The sequence below is a fragment of the Pseudomonas sp. PGPPP1 genome (genome assembly GCF_002255865.1).
GTDB classification, from domain to species: Bacteria; Pseudomonadota; Gammaproteobacteria; order Pseudomonadales; family Pseudomonadaceae; genus Aquipseudomonas; species Aquipseudomonas cremoris.
The window spans coordinates 79,536-101,051 of sequence record NZ_NKIG01000009.1 but is presented as its reverse complement, the minus strand read 5'-3'; the positions used below and the strand labels follow the sequence as shown (position 1 = coordinate 101,051).

Genomic DNA, 21,516 nt, shown 5'->3' with positions numbered 1-21,516 from the left:
CTCTTATTAGATGCGTTCAATCGCCAGTGCCAAGCCTTGCCCGACACCCACACACATGGTTGCCAGGCCTTTGCTGCCGCCGGTTTTTTCAAGTTGATGCAGGGCCGTCAGTACCAGCCGCGCGCCGCTCATGCCCAGCGGGTGGCCGAGGGCGATGGCGCCGCCGTTCGGGTTGACCTGCGGCGCGTCATCAGCGATGCCCAGTTCACGCAGCACTGCCAAGCCTTGGCTGGCGAACGCTTCGTTGAGTTCGATCACGTCGAAATCGCTCACCGCCAGGCCCAGGCGCTCTACCAATTTGCGCACCGCCGGTACCGGGCCGATGCCCATCACACGGGGTGCAACACCGGCGCTGGCCATGCCCAATACGCGGGCGCGGGCCGTGAGACCGTGTTTCTTGACAGCCTCGGCGGAGGCCAGAATCAACGCCGCTGCACCGTCATTCACACCCGAGGCATTGCCGGCGGTGACGGTTTTGTCAGGGCCGTTGACCGGCTTGAGTTTGGTCAGCGCTTCCAGGGTGGTATCGGCCCGTGGATGCTCATCGTGCTCCACCACGGTCTCGCCTTTTTTATGCGCGACACGCACCGGCACGATTTCCTCGGCGAAGAAACCCGCCGCTTGCGCGGCAGCGGTACGTTGCTGGCTGCGCAGGGCAAAGGCGTCCTGGTCGGCGCGGGACACCTGGTAGTCGTCGGCAACGTTATCGGCGGTCTGCGGCATCGCATCCACGCCGTACTGGGCTTTCATCAACGGGTTGATAAAACGCCAGCCGATGGTGGTGTCTTCCAGCTTCATGTTGCGCGAAAACGCTGCATCGGCCTTGCCCATCACGAACGGAGCGCGGGACATCGATTCGACGCCGCCGGCAATCGCCAGCTCCATTTCGCCGCTGGCAATGGCGCGGAAAGCGGTGCCAATCGCGTCCATGCCTGAAGCGCACAAACGATTGAGGGTCACGCCGGGAATACTCTGCGGCAGGCCCGCGAGCAACAGCGCCATACGGGCGACGTTGCGGTTGTCTTCGCCGGCCTGGTTGGCGCAGCCCAGGAACACTTCATCCACTGCGCTCCAGTCCACCGAGGGGTTACGTTCGATCAAGGCCTTGATCGGCAGTGCCGCCAAGTCATCGGCGCGTACGGTAGACAAGCCACCGCCGAAACGGCCGATGGGGGTACGAATGGCGTCACAGATAAATACATCGCGCATCAGGCTTCTCCCGGCGCTTGGCCGTGGGCGGCGGCGGTGCGTGCTTCAAGGTCACGCAGGGCGGTCAGTTCTGCCTCAGTAGGCTCGGCGGTGGTGCTGACCTGTTCGGCAAAACGAATCGCCCAACCGGTGGCCGCGACCACTTGTTCACGTGTCACGCCAGGGTGCAGCGCGGTGACCACGAATTCATGGGTGCCCTCTTCCGGCTCCATGATGCACAGGTCGGTAATAATCCCTACGGGGCCAGCGCCCGGCAGGCCGAGGCGCTTGCGCGAATCGCCGCCTTCGCCATGGCCGACGGAGGTGATGAAGTCCAGTTTGTCGACAAACGAACGGGACGATTGCTTGAGGATGATCAACACGCTCTTGGCGGAGCCGGCAATTTCCGGCGCGCCACCGGCACCCGGCAAGCGCACTTTAGGCTGGTGATAGTCACCGACCACAGTGGTGTTGATATTGCCAAAACGGTCGACCTGGGCTGCGCCGAGAAAGCCGACATCGATGCGCCCGCCCTGCAGCCAGTAGCGAAAAATCTCACCGGTCGGCACCACGGTGTCGGCGGTCTCAGCCAGCTCGCCATCACCGATGGACAGCGGCAGCACCGAGGGCTTGGCGCCAATCGGGCCGGACTCGTAGATCAACACCACATCCGGCGATGAAGTCAGGCGCGCCAGGTTGGCGGCCTTGGACGGCAGGCCGATACCGACAAAGCAGACGGCGCCATTCTTGAGGCGACGCGCAGCGGCGACGGTCATCATTTCATTGGTGGAGTAAGTCATTACTTGACCTCCTGCGCGGTGGCCAGCTTGGCCTGGAATTCACTGAAATCGGCAGTGCCGTGGATGTATTCGTCAATCCAGGCGGTAAAGGTCCCACGGTCGCGAGCGATCGGGTCCCACGCCTGGTAGAAGCGGTTATCACGCTCGTTGTAACCGTGGGCGTAGGACGGGTGCGCGCCACCGGGAACATGGCACACCGCGGTCAGGGCCCAGGTCGGCAGCACACAGCTGTTCATCGGTGCGTTCAGGTCGTCGACAATTTCTTCCACGGTGACGATGCAACGCTTGGCCGCCAGGGCCGCTTCCTTCTGCACACCGAGGATGCCCCAGAGCAACACATTGCCCTTGCGGTCGGCCTTTTGTGCGTGGATCACGGTGACGTCCGGCCGTACCGAGGGCACCGCCGCCAGCACTTCGCCGGTGAATGGGCAGGTGACCGTCTTGATCAGCGGGTTGACCTTGGGCAGGTCGGAACCGGCGTAGGCACGCAGCACCGCAAACGGCAGGCCGGAGGCTCCAGCGACGTAGGCATTGGCCAGGTCGGCGTGGCTGTGTTCTTCGATCTCCAGCGGTTGCGGCCACTGCTTCTCGACTGCGTCACGCAGGCGATGCAGGGAACCCACACCCGGGTTGCCGCCCCAGGAGAAAATCAGCTTGCGAGCGCAACCGGCACCAATCAACTGGTCGTAGACCAGGTCAGGCGTCATGCGCACCAGCGTCAGGTCTTTCTTGCCCTGACGAATGATTTCATGACCCGCTGCCGTAGGGATCAGATGGGTGAAGCCTTCCAGTGCGACGGTGTCGCCGTCGTTCACGAATTGCTTCACCGCGTCACGCAGCGCGAGTATTTCAGCCATGGGGTGTGGGCTCCCGGTGTGGATCGAAAAAGGCGCTGAGGTGGCGCCGCAGTGCCTTGAAGATTAAGCGGGGGAAATGGGCCAAACAATCCGATAATCGACTGAGTGTTCGATTATCGAACGGATTGTTGGCAGGCTATCGATTAGCCTCAGGTGGCGTCCGCATGGCTGACCATGCCCTTGATCACTACCGCAGCGGTGGCCAATGCAGCCGGTATCACCAGGGCGGTGAGTACCTGTTCGAAGTTCCAGCCCAGGCCCAGCAACGTGGCGCCCATCCACGCGCCAAGGATCGCGCCGAAGCGGCCAATGCCGAGCATCCAGGACACACCCGTGGCACGACCCTGGGTCGGATAGAAGCGCGCTGCCAGGGATGGCATCGCCGATTGCGCACCGTTGACGCACATGCCAGCGACCAACACCAACGTCGCCAACAGCGTGATGTTGCCCAGGCTCTGCCCTACCGCGTAGGCAAACACCCCGGCCAGCAGGTAGAACGTGCCGATGACCTTGTGCGGATTGAACCGGTCCATCGCCCAACCTACGCCTACGGCGCTCAACACACCGCCAAACTGGAATAACGCGCCGATAAACGCGGCTTGCTCCATGCTGGCACCGCTGTCGCGCATCAGGGTTGGCAGCCAACTGGTCAGCAGATAAACAATCACCAGGCCCATGAAGTACGTGAGCCACAGCAGCAAGGTGCCGGCGCTGTAAGTCCCGGAGAAGATCACCGCAAACACGTTGCGCGCTTTTACGGTCTTTTGCTCGGGCACGCTGAACGCAGTGGCCTGGGCGACGATGCTCGGTTCAATGGGTGAGAGGGTTTTGCGCACTTTGTCGGTGCCACGATTGCGCACTACCAAATAACGCGCCGACTCCGGCAGCCACAGCACCAATACCACCACCAGAATCAACGGCAGGATGCCGCCGATCATCAACAGGGCGTGCCAACCAAAGGCCGGGATCAGCTTGGCCGAGATAAACCCGCCGCCGGCCATGCCCAGGTTAAAGCCGCAAAACATGCTGGTGACCAGCAGCGACTTGTGGCGTTCGGGGGTGTATTCGGACAGCAAGGTGGTGGCATTCGGCATTCCCGCGCCCAGGCCCAGCCCGGTGAGGAAGCGCAGCACCAACAGTTGATCGACGTTGGTGCTGTAGGCCGACGCCAGGCTGAACGCGCCGAACAGCAACACGGCGCCCACCAAGACGACTTTGCGCCCAAAACGATCGGCCAACGGGCCAGAGCCCAATGCACCGAACACCATGCCGATCAACGCGGCACTCATCACCGGGCCGAGGCTGGCGCGGTCGATGCCCCAGTCCTGGGACAACGCAGGCGCGATAAAGCCCATGGCGGCGGTGTCGAGGCCATCGAGGAAGACGATCAGGAAACACAGGATCACTACACGCCACTGATAACGCGACAGTGGCTGGGCGTTGATAAAGGACTGTACGTCCAGGGTGGTGCTGACAGAAGGCTGATTCATTATTGTTATTTCCACACCGATGGCGGGCCAACGACCTGAGGTCGTCATTATTATTTGCGCGGCGCTGATAGCGCTGCCGCACATTAATAAGCCAGGGGAAACACCGTCAATTGATCAAACCGGGATCTGTGCGGTCACCGAACACTTAGGCAAACAACTGCGCACTCAACTCGCGGCTGGCACTGAGCATGCTCGGCAGAAACCGCTGTTCCAGCTCGCTGCGGCTGACCCGCCCGGCGTGGGTGCTGACGTTGAGCGCGGCCAATACCTGGCCGGACGCGTCGTACACCGGCACCGCGATAGAGCGCAGGCCTTGTTCCAATTCCTGGTCGACGATGCACCACCCTTGCTGACGCACTTGCTGCAGGCATTCAAACAGCGCGGCAGGTGTGGTCAGGGTGCGACTGGTCTTGGTTTGCAGGTCGGCGTGGTCGAGGTAGTCCTGCAGCGAGGCGTCATCCAGTGCTGCGAGCAGGATACGGCCCATGGACGTGCAATAGGCAGGCAGGCGCCCACCCACCGACAGGTCCACGGAGATCAGGCGCTGGGTGGTGGCAGAACGGGCGATATAGAGAATGTCGTCGCCTTCGAGAGTGGCCATGTTGCACGCCTCGTGTAACTGCTCACTCATGCGGTCCAGATAGGGTTGGGCCGACACGGCCAACGGCGTCGAGGATAAATAGGCATGACCCAGGGTGAGCACTTTGGGCAATAGCGAGTACGTGCGCCCATCGGTGGTGGCGTAGCCCAACTTGATCAAGGTGTGCAGGCAACGGCGCACGGCAGCGCGGGGTATTTCGGTGCGGTGGCTGATCTGGGCGATGGTGAGGTGGCGCTTGCGCTCTTGAAACGCCTGCACCACGGCCAAGCCACGGGCCAAGGAGGTCATGAAGTCGGGGTCACCGGTAAACGCCTGGATACGCTTGGCCGGTGAGGCAACGATCGGCGGCGCGACTGACGCGAAAGAGTTGCGCAATTGATCGTTCATGTCGGGGTCCTTTCTCTTATTGTCATCCGCGAGGGAGGTTGGTTGGCTATTACAAGCCGCGCACACAGTGATGCACAAGGCAGCGCCTGCAACATTGTGCGATTATCGGACGATCATTCGATAATCGCAATTTCGTGGCGCGCCGGCCACAGCGGGCTCGGAACAGTTAGCCACGGCGTTATAAGGTCTCACTCTGTTGAAGCTTTTATTCCGTCAGAATGTGAGCAAATGACTGACGCTCACGTGTAACAAAACGCTCACACAAAGTTGACGCTTTTTAACTTTATGCCGATAGTGTTATTCAAATGCGTCGCTATAATGCACCCTATGCGGAGGTCGGCCCGGTTTCACTATCGGGATCAGAGCTCGCCAGGTCATGCACAGGCTGTGCATGGTCGGTCGCAACAACCTGCCTCGAATGACTGCACTAACAAATGGCCTTCGTACCTAGTTCAAACTTGAACGTCTCACGCGTTCAACTTGGAACAATACCGAGGGTGTCATTCAGGCAAAAAGCTGCAGCGTAATTACACTCAACTCAATTAGGTAATACTGTGACGAAAGATGAACTGCGCGCGGAACTTGAGCGCCAGGAGCAACGTTACAAGGACGTTTACGGCGGGGAAGTCACCACCTACGCCGCCCAGCCTGAACCTGAACGCAAACCATGGCGCAAGCGAGCCAGCCTGCTCGACCAGGCATTTGCCCAGGAAATCCAAAAGATAGAACAGGAACTCAAAACCGAGGAGTCATAAGCAACTCGGTTTCAGCCTGAAGGTATCGCCTCGGTTGCTGGCGTATTGCTAGCAACCGGCTACCTCTCATCCGACTGCCACCAGCGAAATTTCATACAAATGTTTCAGGCATGACGTTTTCGTGACAATTCCCTGTCGAATCCCCCCTCCGCTTTATAAATCAAAGACTTGCCAAAGCCCCGAAAACCCTGGGATGCACGCCTCTCCCGCATGGTTTTTCAGTGAAGATTGTTACCGATGAGCAGCTAGTGCATCGATTACCGAGGTTTTCTGGCATAATCGCGCCCCCTTACGACCGGGTCAGAAAACCTTCATGATCGATTTATTCAGCGGACTGGATGCTTGGGTTCTAGTGAGCCTGTTGCTCGCCCTGGCCTTTGTCCTCGCCTTCGAGTTCATCAATGGCTTTCATGACACCGCTAACGCGGTGGCCACAGTCATCTATACCAAAGCCATGCCGCCGCACCTGGCCGTGTTCTTCTCCGGGGTGTTCAACTTCCTCGGCGTGTTGCTCGGCGGTGTGGGTGTCGCCTACGCCATCGTGCACTTGCTGCCGGTGGAGTTGCTGATCAATGTGAACACCGGCCACGGCCTGGCCATGGTCTTCTCGCTATTGGCAGCGGCCATCACCTGGAACCTGGGCACCTGGTACTTCGGCATCCCGGCTTCCAGCTCCCACACCTTGATCGGTTCGATCCTCGGTGTCGGCCTGGCCAATGCGCTGATCAACGATATTCCCTTGGCTGACGGTGTGAACTGGCAGAAGGCGATTGATATCGGTGCCTCCCTCGTGTTCTCGCCGATGGCCGGTTTCCTGGTCGCGGCGCTGGTGCTGATTGCCCTTAAATGGTGGCGTCCACTGTCGAAGATGCACAAGACCCCGGACCAGCGCCGCAAGCTTGACGACAAGAAGCACCCGCCGTTCTGGAACCGCCTGGTCCTGGTGATTTCCGCCATGGCCGTGAGTTTTGTGCATGGCTCCAACGATGGTCAAAAAGGCATCGGCCTGATCATGCTGGTGCTGATCGGTATCGTACCGGCACAGTTCGTACTCGACCTGGGCAGCACCACCTACCAGATCGAACGCACCCGCGACGCCACTGTGCACCTGAGCCAGTTCTACCAGCGTAACAACGCCACCCTTGGCGAGTTCCTGGCACTGGGCAAAAGCGTGAAGAACGACCTCCCAGGCAAATTCCAGTGCAACCCGCAGCAGACTGAGCCGACCATCAGCGCGCTGATGGAGACGCTCAAAGGTGTTTCCGACTACCACTCGCTGACCGCCGAGCACCGCATTGAAGTGCGTCGCTACCTGCTCTGCCTGGACGACACCGCGAAGAAAGTCGGCAAGCTGCCGGGCCTGGATGCGCGTGAGAAGTCCGACCTCGACAAGCTGCGCAAAGACCTGACCGCCACCACCGAGTACGCTCCGTTCTGGGTGATCCTCGCCGTTGCGCTGGCCCTGGGCCTTGGCACCATGGTTGGCTGGAAACGCGTGGTACTGACCATCGGCGAAAAAATCGGCAAGCAAGGCATGACCTATGCCCAAGGCATGTCGGCGCAGATCACCACCGCGAGCATGATTGGCCTGGCCAACATCTTCAGCCTGCCAGTGTCGACCACTCACGTGCTGTCGTCGGGTGTAGCCGGCACCATGGTCGCCAACAAGAGCGGCCTGCAAGGCGGCACCGTCAAGACCATCCTGATGGCCTGGGTGCTGACACTGCCGGCAACCGTAGGCCTGTCGGCCGGGTTGTTCTGGTTGGCCTCGAAGGCGCTGGGTAGCTGATAACCCACGATTAAAAAAAGGTGCGGCCTCTATTGAGAACCGCACCTTTTTTTATGGAACAGGTTTAATCAACCCGATTAAATCCCAGGCAAAAAAAAGGGCGACCGAAGTCGCCCAAAATGCCTTGCGTGCTCATGTAACCCGGAAAGACCTAGGGTTTTTTACGCTTATTCGCGTCTTTCCAGATAAAAATTCCAAACCCTACAAAAAACAGCACCATGAGGCTGACAGTCAGCACTCCGGCAAATACCACATTATCGATAAACATGACCGGCCTCCTGCACTTGCCCTGTTGCGATAGGGCTAAGTTAATGGAGAAGGCGGAATGGAAAATTGACGGGGATCAATGTCGCCCGCAACGGGGCGTAAAGAAGGGCAATAACTGACCTGCATCAACAGATGCAGGTTGTTTCAACGTTTTTTTGGTTTGTTCTTTGGTTTTTTCTTAACTTTGCCCAGCGGCATTGCTTGTTCAAATGCATGGCGCACTTCGTTTAGGCGCTTGTCGTTCAGGTCATGGACACGTTTGGCCCGTTCGGCATTCAGGTCGATCAGCTTGTCGTCATCACTCATGGCTTGGCTTACGTCGTGGCGGGAATGGCTCAATAATGCGGCCTCCCCCGCTCCATCGCAAATCAGCGGGCGACAAAATGCAGGTCATCGCCCAAAATCGGCACTTTCCCAGGCTCTGGAGACGCGCTCAGGTGGCATTGCACAAGGACCTTCCGCCATTGCTGGCCCTGCGCGCCTTCGAAGCCGTGGCGCGCCATTTGAGTTTTATCAAGGCCGCGAACGAGCTGTCAGTGACCCAAAGCGCCTTGAGCCACCAAGTGCAAAAGCTTGAACAGCACTTGGGCAAACCACTATTTATCCGACGCACCCGCGCGATTGATCTGACCGCTGACGGCCAGCGTTACTACGACGAAATCCGCCCCGCTCTGGACGCCATCGCCGCAGCCACTCGTAGCCAACGCGTCACACCGAGCACCACGGTATTGCGCATCGGCTTGCTGGCATCCTTTGCCACGCTGTGGCTGGCGCCGCGCCTGGCCGGGTTTCTGAACCGCTACCCGCATATCCAAGTGGAGTTGCTACCGGCCATTCAGTTGGCCAACGTTGCCGCCGCCGAAGTCGACCTGGCCATCCGCTATGGCAAGGGCGACTGGCCCGACGTGCAGGCCACTCGGCTGATGCCGGAAGTGATCTCCCCGGTGTGCAGCCCCGCGTTCAAGGCACGACATGACAGCCCGTTGCTGATGGCCACTTCGCACCGGCCGTTTGAATGGACCGATTGGTCTGAGCACTATCAAGTCGACCTCGCTGACCATCCCCGCGTGATGCTGCACGACTACAACATCGTGGTCGAAGCCGCCGTAGCCGGCCAGGGCATTGCCATGGGCCGTCATCGCCTGATCGAGCGCAAGCTCCAGGATGGCAGCCTGGTGGAAGCCTTTGACTGGCCGCCCTACCACAGCGAAATCGGCTACTGGCTGATCGCCCCGCAAGGGCCCGGCAGCGACGCGGCTGAATGCTTCAGCCAGTGGTTGAAGGAAGCCTGCAGCGACGCGTGAGTTTTTTCGATTCGTCGTGTGAGATCTATCCGTTTGTCGCCCCTCGAGACAGCCAACATGCTGACACCTCTTAACCCAGAGGATTGATCATGAGCGACTCCCTGCGCCAACGCGTCCAAGCCCTCGGCCTGACCCTGCCCACGCCCGGCGAGCCGGCTGCCAACTACATCAATTACGTCATCAGCCAGAACCAGCTATTTGTCTCCGGGCAAATTCCGTTGGTGGATGGCAAACCTGCCTACGTGGGCCGCCTGGGTGAATCCCTCAGCAATGAAGAAGGCGCCCAGGCTGCAGAACTCGCAGCACTCGGCTTGTTGGGGCAACTGGGCGATGCGCTGGGCGATGACCTGTCGCGCCTGGTGCGCATTCTGCGCCTGGGGGTATTTATCGCCAGCAGCGCCGACTTCAAGCAACAAAGCCTGGTCGCCAACGGTGCCTCCAACTTGGTGGTCAACGCCCTCGGCGACAAAGGCCGACATGTACGCACGGCCGTGGGTGTTTCCAGCCTGCCCGCTGGCGTGGCGGTGGAGGTTGATGCCATTTTCGAGCTGCGGCCGTGAGCCCGCTGGAGGTGCAAAACCTGCGCGATGTCACCCCCGGCTGCCAGTCCGGCATCGTGCACTTCAACCACGCCGGCGCTTCCCTGCCCAGCCAGGCAACGCTCGACGCGATCGTCGAGCAACTGCAACGTGAAGCCCGCGAAGGCCCGATGGAGGCTGGCGAGCACGGCGCCGTGCTGGTGGAAAAAGCCCGCCGCGCCGCTGGGCAACTGCTCAATGCACCCGCCCACTCCATTGCATTTGCCAGCAGCGGCTCGACCGCCTGGAGCATGGCGTTCCAGGCATTGGGCCCGTGGCAGCCGGGCGACCGAATCCTGGTGGGCCGCCACGAATGGGGCGGCAACCTGGCGAGCATGCAGGTGGCCGTACAGGCGGGTGCCCGCGTGGAGGTCATTGACTGCGATGACAGCGGCGCGGTTTGCCCAGCGGCGCTGGAGTCGATGATCGATGCCCGCGTGAAGCTGATCGACCTCACCTGGCTGCCAGCGAATGGCGGCCTGATCAACCCTGCCCAGGCCATCGGCGAAGTGGCCAGGCGCCACGCCATCCCCTACTTCATCGACGCCGGTCAAGCCGTCGGCCAACTGCCGGTGGATGTGCAAGCGTTGCACTGCGACGTGCTCAAGTCGGCCGGGCGCAAACACCTGCGCGGGCCACGAGGCACGGCGCTGCTCTACGTAAGGCCGGACTTTCTGCAACGCTTGAACCCCGCCCAGCGTGATGTGTTTTCCGCGCCCTGGACCGCCGAAGGTTTTGACTTGCGCAACGACGCCCGCCGCTTCGAAACCAGCGAGGCCTCTTTCGCGTTGTTGGCGGGGCTGGGCAATGCATTGCAGGAGACAAACCGGCTAGGGGTTGAGCAGATTTGGAGCCAAGTCTCACAGACCAGCGCGCGAATCCGCGAAGGCTTGCGTCAGATCCCGGGCATTTCGCTGCATGACTTGGGCACGGCTCAGTCAGGACTGATCGCCTTCAACCTCGCTGGTTGGGACGCCTTCGAACTCAAGCGCCGGTTGGGCTTGAAGCGCATCAATATCGGCGCCAACGGTGTGGCCTACACGCCACTGGATATGCAGGCACGAGGCCTTGCCAGTGTGGCGCGGATCTCCGTCAGCCCGCTCAACGACGAGCACGACATCGATCGGCTGCTGGCAGCCTTGCGGGAACTGCGCGATTAAACCTCGACGTCCACCCACAGGCCCTGGCGCGGTGCGTCTTCAATCAACGGCACCACCGGCACGGTGTTGTCGGCATTGAGCAGATCCCCCGGAATTGCCAGGTGCTGTTCCGGGTCCTCATCGGCTTCACGCCGACGTTTCTGCTGCTCCTGCTGGCGGCGCTGCTCTTCACGCAGCAGAAACGTCGACTGCTCGGCATCGCCCTTTTTCAGATCGATAGTGCTTTCATTGGAGCCCGCTTGGACTGGCACCACGGGCGGGATATCCGGCTTCTGACGCACCGGATCGAGTTGTGACGTAACCGGCACAACGCTGACGGGCAGCATGGGTGGCAGCATAAATTTTATTCTCCTGGTCAACAGGCTGTCGGCGGGTTGCAGGGCGACTTGAGCACACACTCGCCAACCTGTGACCCAGTCGACACTCCCAAGTGCCCGCCACCCGTCGATTCAGCTTCCGAAGCCATGCGCAAACGGAGTAGTTTTTGTCAGAGTCCTTGGGCGGGGGGCCTTGTTCCGTTAAGATAGTCGGCTTTTTCACGGCGGGAGTCAGGCAGCATGGCGCAGCAGTATCAACCGGGGCAACGCTGGATTAGTGACAGCGAAGCAGAGCTGGGGTTAGGCACCGTTCTGGCACAGGACGGCCGCTTGTTGACCGTGCTCTATCCGGCCACTGGCGACACTCGCCAGTATGCGCTACGGAATGCGCCCCTCACTCGCGTGAGGTTTTCGCCGGGTGACAGCATCACCCATTTCGAAGGCTGGAAAATGACCGTGCAAGAAGTCGACGACGTCGACGGCCTGCTGGTCTACCACGGCCTCAATGGGCAGAACGAGCAGGTCACCCTGCCGGAAACCCAACTCTCCAACTTTATCCAGTTCCGCCTGGCCAGCGACCGTCTGTTCGCCGGGCAGATCGACCCGCTCGCCTGGTTCTCGCTGCGTTACCACACCCTGGAACATACCAGCCGCCAGTTGCAGTCCTCCCTGTGGGGCCTGGGTGGCGTCCGTGCGCAACCGATTGCTCACCAACTGCACATTGCCCGCGAAGTCGCTGACCGTATTGCGCCACGGGTATTGCTGGCCGATGAAGTGGGCCTGGGCAAGACCATCGAAGCCGGCCTGGTAATCCATCGCCAGTTGCTGTCGGGCCGCGCCAACCGCGTGCTGATCCTGGTGCCGGAAAACCTGCAGCACCAGTGGCTGGTGGAAATGCGCCGCCGCTTCAACCTGCAGGTGGCACTGTTCGACGAAGAACGTTTTATCGAAAGCGATGCCACCAACCCGTTCGAAGACACTCAGCTCGCGCTGGTGGCCCTGGAATGGCTGGTGGACGACGAGAAAGCCCAGGACGCGCTATTCGCCGCCGGTTGGGACTTGCTGGTAGTCGACGAAGCCCACCACCTGGTCTGGCATGAAGACAAGGTCAGCCCGGAATACGCGCTGGTCGAGCAACTCGCCGAAGTCATCCCTGGCGTCCTGCTGCTGACCGCCACCCCGGAACAGCTGGGCCAGGACAGCCACTTCGCGCGTCTGCGCCTGCTGGACCCGAACCGTTTCCACGACCTGCAAGCCTTCCGCGCCGAGAGCGAAAACTATCGCCCGGTGGCCGAAGCCGTGCAGGAGTTGATGGACAAGGGCCGCCTGTCGCCTAAAGCGCATAAAACCATCCAGGGTTTCCTGGGTGATGAAGGTGAAGCCCTGCTCACCGCCGTCAACGATGGCGACACCGAAGCCAGCGCCCGCCTGGTGCGTGAGCTGCTCGACCGCCACGGCACCGGTCGCGTGCTGTTCCGTAACACCCGCGCTGCGGTGCAGGGTTTCCCGGAGCGCAAGCTGCACGCCTACCCGCTGCCGAACCCGGACGAATACCTCGAATTGCCGCTGGGCGAACACGCCGAGCTGTACCCGGAAGTCAGCTTCCAGTCCCAGCCGGACGTTGAAGAAGAGAACCGTTGGTGGCGCTTCGACCCGCGTGTCGAGTGGCTGATCGACCAACTCAAAATGCTCAAGCGCACCAAGGTCCTGGTGATCTGCGCCCACGCCGAAACCGCCATGGACTTGGAAGACGCCCTGCGCGTGCGCTCCGGCATCCCGGCCACGGTGTTCCACGAGGGCATGAACATCCTGGAGCGTGACCGCGCCGCCGCCTACTTCGCCGATGAAGAATTCGGCGCCCAGGTGCTGATCTGCTCCGAGATCGGCAGTGAAGGCCGCAACTTCCAGTTCTCCCACCACCTGGTGCTGTTCGACCTGCCGTCCCACCCTGACCTGCTGGAACAGCGGATCGGCCGTCTGGACCGGATCGGCCAGAAGCATGTGATCGAACTGCACGTGCCGTACCTGGAAACCAGCCCGCAAGAGCGCCTGTTCCAGTGGTACCACGAAGCGCTTAACGCCTTCCTCAACACCTGCCCTACCGGCAACGCCTTGCAGCATCAGTTCGGCCCGCGCCTGCTGCCGCTGCTGGAAAACGCCGACGACGGCGAGTGGCAAGCCCTGATCGACGAAGCCCGTGCCGAGCGCGAGCGTCTTGAAGAAGAGCTGCACACCGGCCGCGACCGCCTGCTGGAGCTCAACTCCGGTGGTGCGGGGGAAGGCGACGCATTGGTAGAAGACATCCTTGAGCAAGACGACCAGTTCGCCCTGCCGATCTACATGGAAACCCTGTTCGATGCGTTCGGCATCGACAGCGAAGACCATTCGGAAAACGCCCTGATCCTCAAGCCGAGCGAAAAAATGCTCGACGCCAGCTTCCCCCTGGGCGACGACGAAGGCGTGACCATCACCTACGACCGTAACCAGGCGCTGTCGCGTGAAGACATGCAGTTCATCACCTGGGAACACCCGATGGTGCAGGGCGGCATGGATCTGGTGCTGTCCGGCTCCATGGGCAACACCGCGGTGGCGCTGATCAAGAACAAGGCGCTCAAGCCGGGCACCGTGTTGCTGGAACTGCTCTATGTCAGCGAAGTGGTCGCCCCGCGCTCGCTGCAACTGGGCCGCTACCTGCCGCCTGCCGCCCTGCGCTGCCTGTTGGACGCCAATGGCAACGACCTGTCGAGCCGTGTGTCGTTCGTGACCCTCAACGACCAGTTGGAAAGCGTGCCACGTGCCAGCGCCAACAAGTTCATCCAGGCCCAGCGCGATCAGTTGACGCCACGGATCAACGCCGGCGAAGAGAAAATCACCCCGCAGCATGCCGAGCGCGTGGCCGAGGCCAAGCGTCGCCTGGCGGCGGACACCGACGAAGAACTGGCACGCTTGACCGCGCTGCAAGCGGTTAACCCGACGGTGCGTGACAGTGAGTTGGTAGCGTTGCGTAACCAGCGTGAGCAAGGTTTGGCCATGTTGGACAAGGCCGCGTTGCGCCTGGAAGCGATCCGGGTGCTGGTCGCAGGCTAAAAAAGAAGGCCCGCGCAATGCGGGCCTTTTGTATATGCCTTTCGGGCCTCTTCGCGAGCAAGCCCGCTCCCACATTTGATTGCATTTCAACTGGAGAAACTCAGTCAAATGTGGGAGCGGGCTTGCTCGCGAAGGGGTCACCTCGGTCTCAAGCGGTAACCGCCGCAGCCGGCACCTCCACCGCCCCCAACCCCTCTTTCATCTTTTTGGCATCGCGCACAAAACACCGCGAGGCCTGAAACAGAAACAGCATGGTCAGAAACAGCGCCACCGGAATCAGGTACATGGCGTCATGCAAACCCACCGCTTTATACGCCTCGGTCATCTGCTCCGCCCCCGCCGCATACATTGCCGAATGGGCAAAGTGATCGGACAAGCCCCCCACCACCACCGGCCCCATACCACCGCCCAGCAAGTACAACCCAGCAAAGAACAACGCCATCGCCGTCGCGCGCAGGCGCGGTTCAACCACATCCTGAATCGCCGTGTACACGCAGGTGTAGAAGTTATAGGCAAACAGCCAGCCCACACTGAACAGTGCCACGAACACCCCGATCTCGATGCGCCCGGCGTGCAGCGCCCAGGCGGTGGTGACGGTGGAAATAATCAGACTGAACGCAGCAAACAACAGGCGTCCATTGGGCACCCGTTGATGAATCTTGTCGGCGATCCAGCCGCCCAACGTCAGGCCCACCAAGCCGGTCAGGCCGACAATCACGCCGGTGGCGACAGCTGCATCCTGCAACGGCATCAGGAAGTAACGCTGCAACATCGGCACTAAAAATGAGTTGCAGGCATAGGTGGCGAAGTTGAAACACAGGCCGGCCAGCACCAACCAAAGGAACGTAGGCACCGCCAGGACGCGGCGGATCGGGCGGTCGACGCGTTCCTGGGAGACTTGCACGGCTTCCGCCGCGCCGCGCTTGGGTTCCTTGATGTAGAACATGAACACCGCAAGGATCAGCCCCGGCACAGCGGCGATGAAGAACGGTGCGCGCCAGCTGTCGAACGCCTTGACCATCGCACCGATGGTGAAGAACGCCAGCAACAGCCCCAGCGGCAGGCCCAGCATGAAAATCCCCATGGCCCGTGCACGACGGTGTGCCGGGAACAGGTCGCCGATCAGCGAGTTGGCCGCCGGCGCATAGCTGGCTTCGCCAATGCCGATGCCCATGCGCACCAACAAGAAGGTCCAGAAACTACCGACCATGCCGTTGACCGCCGTCAGCCCGCTCCAGGCGAACAAGCCCCAGCCCATCAGTTTGCTGCGCGAGCCGGTGTCGGCCATGCGCCCGAGCGGCAGGCCGGCAATGGCATAGACGATGGTGAAGGCGGTGCCGATGATGCCGAGCTGGAAGTCGCTCAAGTGCCATTCCATGCGGATCGGCTCGATGATGATCGCGGGAATGGTGCGGTCGAAAAAGTTGAACAGGTTGGCGAGGAACAGCAGGAACAGAATGCGCCAGGCATTCGCCGCTTGGGTCGAGTTCTGCATGGGTCCGTCTCTTTTATTGTTATGAGAGCTGCGATGCCCGATGCATCCTGCCCGGTACCTGCAACATAGTCAGGCGGGCGTCGGTTGTCTGTAATGATTCGTAAAGCTGATAGGGCATGATTTCACCCGACATTACGGGACTTTCCCTACAAAAATATATGTGTGCCACCCCCTTCCCAATGGCTATGGCACGGATAGAATGGCGAGCCTTCCCGTAGTCCCCCCTTCTTACTTTTCTTATCGATGACGCCCATGTCCGAAGCCAGTCCGTGTCTGAGTTGCGGTGCCTGCTGTTCATACTTTCGCGTGTCTTTCTTCTGGGGAGAGTGCACCTCATCCGGCGGAACGGTGCCCGATGACCTGGTCGTACAGATCAATCCGACGCGCGTAGCGATGATCGGCACCGACCAGAAACCCGCACGCTGCTGCAGCCTTGAGGGTGAAGTGGGCAAGGCCACGAGTTGCTCGATTTATGAACAACGATCCAGCCCCTGCCGAGAGTTTGAAGCGTCCTGGCATGAAGGCGTACAGAACGTCGACTGCGATGCCGCCCGCGCCGCTTTCGGCCTGCCGCCCCTGGAAGCGCCGTTTGAACTGGAGTTGCCCATCAGCGCTTAGCATCAAACGCTATGGATGGCATGCCAAAATCGTTGAGAGCAAAGTGCCATTACCCGTGGCGAATCCCACCAGACTTCTATACTCGACTCCATAGGTCATCGCCGTAGGCAGTGACGTAATGACTCTATGACGGGGCATGCTATGGAATGGCTGGGTCTGCATTTTTTCACTGACCTTCCAGAAAGCGGGCACTTATTACTCAATTGCAGTCATAACCCCTTTCTGGTGCTGCTGGCCTATCTGGTCGCTTGCGCGGCAGGTTTCGGCACGCTCGACATGGCCGAACGCGTCGGCCATGTCGAGGACCCCACCGCAAGACGCCACTGGCGTTGGCTGGGTGCCGGCTGCCTGGCCGGCGGAATCTGGTCCACTCACTTCATCAGCATGCTGGCCTTTCAGGCGCCGATTGCCATTCACTACGAATTGCTCATGACATTCGCCTCGCTGTTGATTGCGCTGGTGGCGTCGTTGTTTGCCATGCAAACCCTCAGTCATACGCACCTGCGCTTTCATCAGTATTTGCTGGCTTCGGTGTGGATGGGCATCGGTATTGCCCTGATGCACTACGTTGGCATGTCGGCCATGCGCTCCCAGGCCCAGGTGTATTTTGAGACGGAGCTGTTCCTGGCCTCCATCGGCATCGCCATTGGTGCCAGCCTGGCGGCGTTGCTGCTGTCGAGCTACTTGCGCAATGGCGCCGGCGTGTTCCATCAATTACTCAAATACGCTGCCAGCCTGGTGTTGGGCGCTGGCATCCTGAGCATGCATTTCACCGGCATGGCGGCGATGCGCCTGATGGTGCCCAATGAAGCCGACTTGTCGTTGCCGCTGGACAACAATCCGATCCAACTGGGCTTGTCCGTGGCGGTCATCACGTTGCTGGTGATCGGCAGCAGCATCAGCGCCGCGCTGGCCGACAAAAAGTTGCAACACAAGGAACGCGACCTGCGCCGGGTCAACGCCCTGCTCAGCGAATTGGACCAGGCCCGTGCCTCCCTGCAACAAGTGGCCCATTACGACGCACTGACCAGCCTGCTCAACCGTCGGGGTTTCAACCAGATCTTTGCAGAGAAAGTCGCCGAAAAAACCACATCACACGGCATGATGGCGGTGATATTTCTCGACATCGATCACTTCAAACGCATCAATGACAGCCTCGGACACGATGCCGGCGACCAGTTGCTCACCGTGCTGGCCGGGCATATCAAAGGCTCGGTGCGCAGCCACGAAGACGTGGTCGCGCGGTTTGGCGGCGATGAGTTCTGTATCCTCATCAGCGTCCATCACCGTGACGAAGCGCGGCACCTGGCCCAGCGCATCATGCAAAAGATGAAAGAACCCATCGAGCTGGCTGGCCGGCGCATGGTGATGACCACCAGTATCGGTATCAGCCTGTTTCCCGACGATGGCCTGACCTGCGAAGAACTGCTGAAAACCGCCGACCTGGCGCTGTACCAATCCAAGGAAACCGGGCGTAACAGCCTGACGTTCTTCAGTTCCAACCTGAAAACCCGCGCGTTTCTTGAACTGCAACTCGAAGAAGAACTGCGCGCAGCCTTGCGCACGCGTCACCAATTGGTGCTGTTCTACCAACCGATCTTCGACATGAAACTGGGCAAGGTCACCCGCCTGGAAGCGTTAGTGCGCTGGCAACACCCGCAGCACGGGCTGCTGGCCCCGGATCGATTTATCAGCATCGCCGAAAACAACGGGCTGATCGCCGAGCTGGACCATTGGGTATTGCGCCAGGCCTGTCATGACTTGAGCTTGCTGTCGGACCGGGGCTACACCGAACTGACCATGGCCGTGAACTGCTCGGCGCTGAACCTGGCCCGTGACGAACTGGCGGATGAAATCGAAGACGCCCTGAGGTTCAGTGCAATCGGCGCCAACCGCCTGGAACTGGAAGTCACCGAAAATGCGCTGATGGGCAACATCAGCAGTACGCTGGCGTTGCTGCGGCAGATTCGGGCGCTGGGTGTATCCCTGGCCATCGACGACTTCGGTACCGGCTACTCGTCCCTCGCCTACCTCAAGCGCCTGCCCCTCAACACCTTGAAGATCGACCGCTCGTTTATCCAGGACATCCCCAAGTCCACCGCCGATATCGAGATCGTCCAGGCGATCATCGGCATGGCCCACACCCTGCACTTGCAGGTGGTGACCGAAGGCGTGGAAACTCAAGCCCAATTCGAACTGCTGCTCAAACACGGCTGCGACTTCGTCCAGGGCTACCTGTTGAGCCCGGCCGTACCGGCCAGTGACATCATCGGCGTGATCCAGGGCATCGACATGCGCAACCCGCTCTACCCGTTCAGCACGGTGGGCAGCAAGGACAACTCCCCGCCGAAAGAGCCCTCCCCCAACCGTCCTGGGTCCACCTCTATCGTCAGGCCAATTCGCTGACGCCGAATCTTTGGCATTTCGCCATCATTTGCCTAAAGAACGCCGACGAACGGCCGATTCATCAGAGTCCGGCCACGTTTTCCTGGGAATCACCAGGGTCAAACCCAATCGATCCGGACAAGGACGCACTGTAAAAGTCGCGAACTCCCATTCCGTGATGGCCCTTTGATTACTTTCAGCCATCCGCCCAGGCACATGGCGCACAATGACTTCTAAAAATAACTCTGCCACCGTGGTATCCGACGTGTTGCTCCCAGCTCCTGCGGAAAAACCCTCAGGTTCAAAGTCATTGAGCAACACGCGCCCGCTGGCCACACAGCAATACCTGTACTTCACCGAAACCAATACCGACCGCATCCTCGACAACCTCGACGGCCTGCGCGACATGGTGTTCCCGCGCCCGCCCTACCTGGAAGCCGAGGGTGAGCCGCGCAACGACCAGGAATTTCCATCGGTGTGCCTGATCGGCCTGGGCCGCTGCGGTTCGAACATTGCGCTGGACGTCGCCGAACTGGTGTACAACGCGCGCAAGTTCTACCTCAACGAGTTCAGCACTGAAGACAAGTCGTTGGACAAGGGCTACAGCCCCGCCCAGTGGATCCGCAATAACCTGCGCCTGGGCAGCGGCAAAGCCAGCAAGCCGGTGTTCCTGGTCGAACCGTTGGTGATGCTGGGCGATCTGGACAAAGACATCGCCGGGCGTATCCGCTTTTCGCGCAAGGGCGAAAAAAGCGGGTTCCTGCGTGATTACAGCAAGATGAAAATCATGGACCTGTCGGAAGTCCATGCCGGTGGTGCCGGTAACGCGCCGATCCTCGGCCAGTACCTGGCCAAGATCATCCTCAACAAAGACACCCAGCGTTTTTCCAGCCCCGACTGGAAGATGATCCACTCGTACCTGATCGACTCATGCGGCATCAAGGCCAACCAGTCGCGCCTGTATTTTTCGATCTTCAGTGCCGGCGGCGGCACCGGTTCGGGCATGGCCTCGGAGTTCGGCCTGGCCCAGCAACACTCGTACATGAACAAGACGTTCGACACCAAGCCTGCCGACGAGCATGACAGCAAGAGCGGCCACGCCTTTGTGTTCGAGCCGATCTTCACCAGCGGCATCTGCGTGCTGCCGAACATTTCCGATCACCGCAGCGAAATGTCAGAGGCACTGCACATCAACGCCGGTCGTTTGCTGTGCAAGTACCTGTCGGAAGAATGGGATTTCTCGTACAACTTCGCCAATGAAGACAGCAGCGAAGCCAGCGTAAAAGGCCGTATCCGGCCGTGGAACGCGATGATGCTGATCTCCAACGACATCATGCGTTACGCCGAAGAAAGCGACGATGGCAACATCCAGAACATTGATGTCAATGCCATGGAAAAACACGCCAACCAGTACATCTCCCAGCAGATCTTCAACATCCTCACCGCCCAGGCGGTGACCACCGACTACGACCAGAACTACTTCCGTCGCGCCGGTATCGACATCGGCGAAACCATTCGCCTGGATGCCAACGACCTGTTCATGAGCCTGGCCGGCCCAGTGGCGATTGCCTACGCCGAGTCTGTCGTCCCGGAAACCCCGGTGCCGACGGGCGACAAGTTCAAGGTGTTCGAAAAAGAACCGCAGCGCTTGAACATTGATGACCTGTTCTTCCGCTCCATCGACTTGCCGCACTTCAACAAAGTCACCCAGGCCATCGAGGGCATCAGCCTGTTGCCGATTGAGTCCAAGCGCTACAAGGCGTCGCTGGAGCAATACAAGAACTCTGGTTATGACGCGGCGGCGCTGCACGACCTGCACTTCTTCAAGAACTGCTCGTCGGTGGTGTCGATTGTCTCGCTGCCCAAGGACTACAAGCTGTCCTACATGGACTTGAATCGACTCAAGACCCACCTCAACAGCCTGTTCCCCAACACCACGCTCAAACGTTACGCCCTGGTCATCGGCGCGTCGGCCAACCTGTCGCTGACCACCCTGATCGCCAAAAGCCCGTGCCTGTCGGACGACTTCCTCACGCTGATCGTGGCGTTTATCAAGCGCTGCTTTGCCCGCAACCCGTACCGTTTCGACGACACACTGGACAACTCGATCCTGGACTTCATCATCCATGAGGACTTCGACGAAGACCGTATCGATGAGCTGCTCAACGAGTTTGAGAACCCGGCGAAGATCCTCGACACCAACTGGTACGCGATCAAGCCGATGTACGAGAAGAAGTACCGCGAGTTGATCAACGACAAAGAGAAGTTCGTGTCGATCAATGACATTCGCCTGTCGCGGGATTGCGTGAAGAAGGCGATCAAGTACCTGCGTGAGATCTACCGTCACCGGATCGGCAAGACCAAGGTCATTTCCTTGAATAACCACACCGGCAAGACCGCCTGAGAACCTGCGACGGCGCCGCTCGGCGCCGTCGCCC

Annotated in this window: 18 protein-coding genes; 9 read left to right on the top strand and 9 right to left on the bottom strand. The window is 60.2% G+C overall.

Annotated elements, in window-relative coordinates:
- Positions 1 to 6: 6 nt before the first annotated feature.
- The 5 genes from pcaF to pcaR all read right to left on the bottom strand — a co-directional run bounded on the left by pcaF (position 7) and on the right by pcaR (position 5,323).
- A complete protein-coding gene (gene pcaF / locus CFE47_RS12800) occupies positions 7 to 1,212 on the bottom strand; it encodes a 3-oxoadipyl-CoA thiolase (RefSeq protein ID WP_286837629.1) in 1,206 nt (401 codons plus the stop codon).
- Positions 1,209 to 1,988, bottom strand: coding sequence for a CoA-transferase subunit beta (locus CFE47_RS12795; RefSeq protein ID WP_286837491.1), 780 nt, complete (start codon positions 1,986 to 1,988; stop codon positions 1,209 to 1,211). The genes pcaF and CFE47_RS12795 overlap by 4 nt, the downstream gene beginning before the upstream one ends.
- A complete protein-coding gene (locus tag CFE47_RS12790; RefSeq protein ID WP_286837489.1) occupies positions 1,988 to 2,845 on the bottom strand; it encodes a CoA transferase subunit A in 858 nt (285 codons plus the stop codon). Before CFE47_RS12790 ends, CFE47_RS12795 begins: the two co-directional genes overlap by 1 nt.
- Positions 2,846 to 2,994: 149 nt before the next feature.
- Positions 2,995 to 4,335, bottom strand: a complete 1,341-nt coding sequence (gene pcaK / locus CFE47_RS12785; protein WP_185707254.1) for a 4-hydroxybenzoate transporter PcaK — start codon at positions 4,333 to 4,335, stop codon at positions 2,995 to 2,997.
- 145 nt (positions 4,336 to 4,480) lie between these two features.
- Complete coding sequence (pcaR, locus tag CFE47_RS12780; protein ID WP_028619267.1) at positions 4,481 to 5,323, bottom strand: pca regulon transcriptional regulator PcaR; 843 nt, start codon at positions 5,321 to 5,323, stop codon at positions 4,481 to 4,483.
- A gap of 554 nt (positions 5,324 to 5,877) precedes the next feature.
- Between pcaR and CFE47_RS12775 the strand changes: the two genes are divergently transcribed.
- Positions 5,878 to 6,078 carry a hypothetical protein gene (locus CFE47_RS12775; RefSeq protein ID WP_058425216.1) on the top strand — a complete coding sequence of 67 codons (201 nt, stop codon included), beginning with the start codon at positions 5,878 to 5,880 and terminating at the stop codon, positions 6,076 to 6,078.
- 313 nt (positions 6,079 to 6,391) lie between these two features.
- On the top strand, positions 6,392 to 7,867 hold the full coding sequence (locus CFE47_RS12770) for an inorganic phosphate transporter (RefSeq protein WP_185707256.1): 1,476 nt from the start codon (positions 6,392 to 6,394) through the stop codon (positions 7,865 to 7,867).
- 151 nt (positions 7,868 to 8,018) lie between these two features.
- Here CFE47_RS12770 and ccoM read toward each other — a convergent pair whose 3' ends face one another.
- Positions 8,019 to 8,135, bottom strand: a complete 117-nt coding sequence (gene ccoM / locus CFE47_RS12765) for a cytochrome c oxidase subunit CcoM (RefSeq protein WP_003172387.1) — start codon at positions 8,133 to 8,135, stop codon at positions 8,019 to 8,021.
- Positions 8,136 to 8,278: 143 nt separating this feature from the next.
- Positions 8,279 to 8,440, bottom strand: coding sequence for a hypothetical protein (locus CFE47_RS12760; protein WP_286837484.1), 162 nt, complete (start codon positions 8,438 to 8,440; stop codon positions 8,279 to 8,281).
- Positions 8,441 to 8,571: 131 nt separating this feature from the next.
- Between CFE47_RS12760 and CFE47_RS12755 the strand changes: the two genes are divergently transcribed.
- The 3 genes from CFE47_RS12755 (at position 8,572) to CFE47_RS12745 (ending at position 11,176) form a co-directional block, all read left to right on the top strand.
- A complete protein-coding gene (locus CFE47_RS12755) occupies positions 8,572 to 9,438 on the top strand; it encodes a LysR substrate-binding domain-containing protein (RefSeq protein WP_286837482.1) in 867 nt (288 codons plus the stop codon).
- 89 nt (positions 9,439 to 9,527) lie between these two features.
- A complete protein-coding gene (locus CFE47_RS12750; protein WP_286837480.1) occupies positions 9,528 to 9,998 on the top strand; it encodes a RidA family protein in 471 nt (156 codons plus the stop codon).
- Entirely contained in the window at positions 9,995 to 11,176 is a 1,182-nt protein-coding gene (locus tag CFE47_RS12745; RefSeq protein WP_286837479.1) for an aminotransferase class V-fold PLP-dependent enzyme, read from the top strand. The genes CFE47_RS12750 and CFE47_RS12745 overlap by 4 nt, the downstream gene beginning before the upstream one ends.
- Here CFE47_RS12745 and CFE47_RS12740 read toward each other — a convergent pair.
- The gene (locus CFE47_RS12740) at positions 11,173 to 11,514 is read right to left on the bottom strand and encodes a hypothetical protein (RefSeq protein WP_025855310.1); all 342 of its coding nucleotides are present in this window, start codon (positions 11,512 to 11,514) and stop codon (positions 11,173 to 11,175) included. The two genes, CFE47_RS12745 and CFE47_RS12740, sit on opposite strands and share 4 nt — an antisense overlap.
- A gap of 219 nt (positions 11,515 to 11,733) precedes the next feature.
- Between CFE47_RS12740 and rapA the strand changes: the two genes are divergently transcribed.
- Entirely contained in the window at positions 11,734 to 14,580 is a 2,847-nt protein-coding gene (gene rapA / locus CFE47_RS12735) for an RNA polymerase-associated protein RapA (protein WP_286837477.1), read from the top strand.
- Between the two features lie 148 nt (positions 14,581 to 14,728).
- Here rapA and CFE47_RS12730 read toward each other — a convergent pair whose 3' ends face one another.
- The gene (locus CFE47_RS12730; protein ID WP_185707266.1) at positions 14,729 to 16,075 is read right to left on the bottom strand and encodes a spinster family MFS transporter; all 1,347 of its coding nucleotides are present in this window, start codon (positions 16,073 to 16,075) and stop codon (positions 14,729 to 14,731) included.
- 252 nt (positions 16,076 to 16,327) lie between these two features.
- Between CFE47_RS12730 and CFE47_RS12725 the strand changes: the two genes are divergently transcribed.
- From CFE47_RS12725 to CFE47_RS12715, 3 genes are all read left to right on the top strand, one after another.
- Positions 16,328 to 16,693: a YkgJ family cysteine cluster protein gene (locus tag CFE47_RS12725; protein ID WP_286837475.1), complete on the top strand. Its 366-nt coding sequence runs from the start codon at positions 16,328 to 16,330 to the stop codon at positions 16,691 to 16,693.
- Positions 16,694 to 16,834: 141 nt separating this feature from the next.
- Positions 16,835 to 19,099 carry a putative bifunctional diguanylate cyclase/phosphodiesterase gene (locus tag CFE47_RS12720; protein WP_286837473.1) on the top strand — a complete coding sequence of 755 codons (2,265 nt, stop codon included), beginning with the start codon at positions 16,835 to 16,837 and terminating at the stop codon, positions 19,097 to 19,099.
- A gap of 205 nt (positions 19,100 to 19,304) precedes the next feature.
- Positions 19,305 to 21,482, top strand: a complete 2,178-nt coding sequence (locus tag CFE47_RS12715) for a hypothetical protein (RefSeq protein ID WP_286837471.1) — start codon at positions 19,305 to 19,307, stop codon at positions 21,480 to 21,482.
- Positions 21,483 to 21,516 lie beyond the last annotated feature (34 nt).

Coding starts and splice junctions, on each gene's coding strand:
- CFE47_RS12795 (WP_286837491.1), bottom strand. CDS start 1,988: ATGACTTACTCCACCAATGAAATGATGACCGTCGCCGCTGCGCGTCGC.
- CFE47_RS12790 (WP_286837489.1), bottom strand. CDS start 2,845: ATGGCTGAAATACTCGCGCTGCGTGACGCGGTGAAGCAATTCGTGAAC.
- pcaK (WP_185707254.1), bottom strand. CDS start 4,335: ATGAATCAGCCTTCTGTCAGCACCACCCTGGACGTACAGTCCTTTATC.
- pcaR (WP_028619267.1), bottom strand. CDS start 5,323: ATGAACGATCAATTGCGCAACTCTTTCGCGTCAGTCGCGCCGCCGATC.
- CFE47_RS12770 (WP_185707256.1), top strand. CDS start 6,392: ATGATCGATTTATTCAGCGGACTGGATGCTTGGGTTCTAGTGAGCCTG.
- ccoM (WP_003172387.1), bottom strand. CDS start 8,135: ATGTTTATCGATAATGTGGTATTTGCCGGAGTGCTGACTGTCAGCCTC.
- CFE47_RS12760 (WP_286837484.1), bottom strand. CDS start 8,440: ATGAGTGATGACGACAAGCTGATCGACCTGAATGCCGAACGGGCCAAA.
- CFE47_RS12750 (WP_286837480.1), top strand. CDS start 9,528: ATGAGCGACTCCCTGCGCCAACGCGTCCAAGCCCTCGGCCTGACCCTG.
- CFE47_RS12740 (WP_025855310.1), bottom strand. CDS start 11,514: ATGCTGCCACCCATGCTGCCCGTCAGCGTTGTGCCGGTTACGTCACAA.
- rapA (WP_286837477.1), top strand. CDS start 11,734: ATGGCGCAGCAGTATCAACCGGGGCAACGCTGGATTAGTGACAGCGAA.
- CFE47_RS12730 (WP_185707266.1), bottom strand. CDS start 16,075: ATGCAGAACTCGACCCAAGCGGCGAATGCCTGGCGCATTCTGTTCCTG.
- CFE47_RS12725 (WP_286837475.1), top strand. CDS start 16,328: ATGTCCGAAGCCAGTCCGTGTCTGAGTTGCGGTGCCTGCTGTTCATAC.
- CFE47_RS12720 (WP_286837473.1), top strand. CDS start 16,835: ATGGAATGGCTGGGTCTGCATTTTTTCACTGACCTTCCAGAAAGCGGG.
- CFE47_RS12715 (WP_286837471.1), top strand. CDS start 19,305: ATGACTTCTAAAAATAACTCTGCCACCGTGGTATCCGACGTGTTGCTC.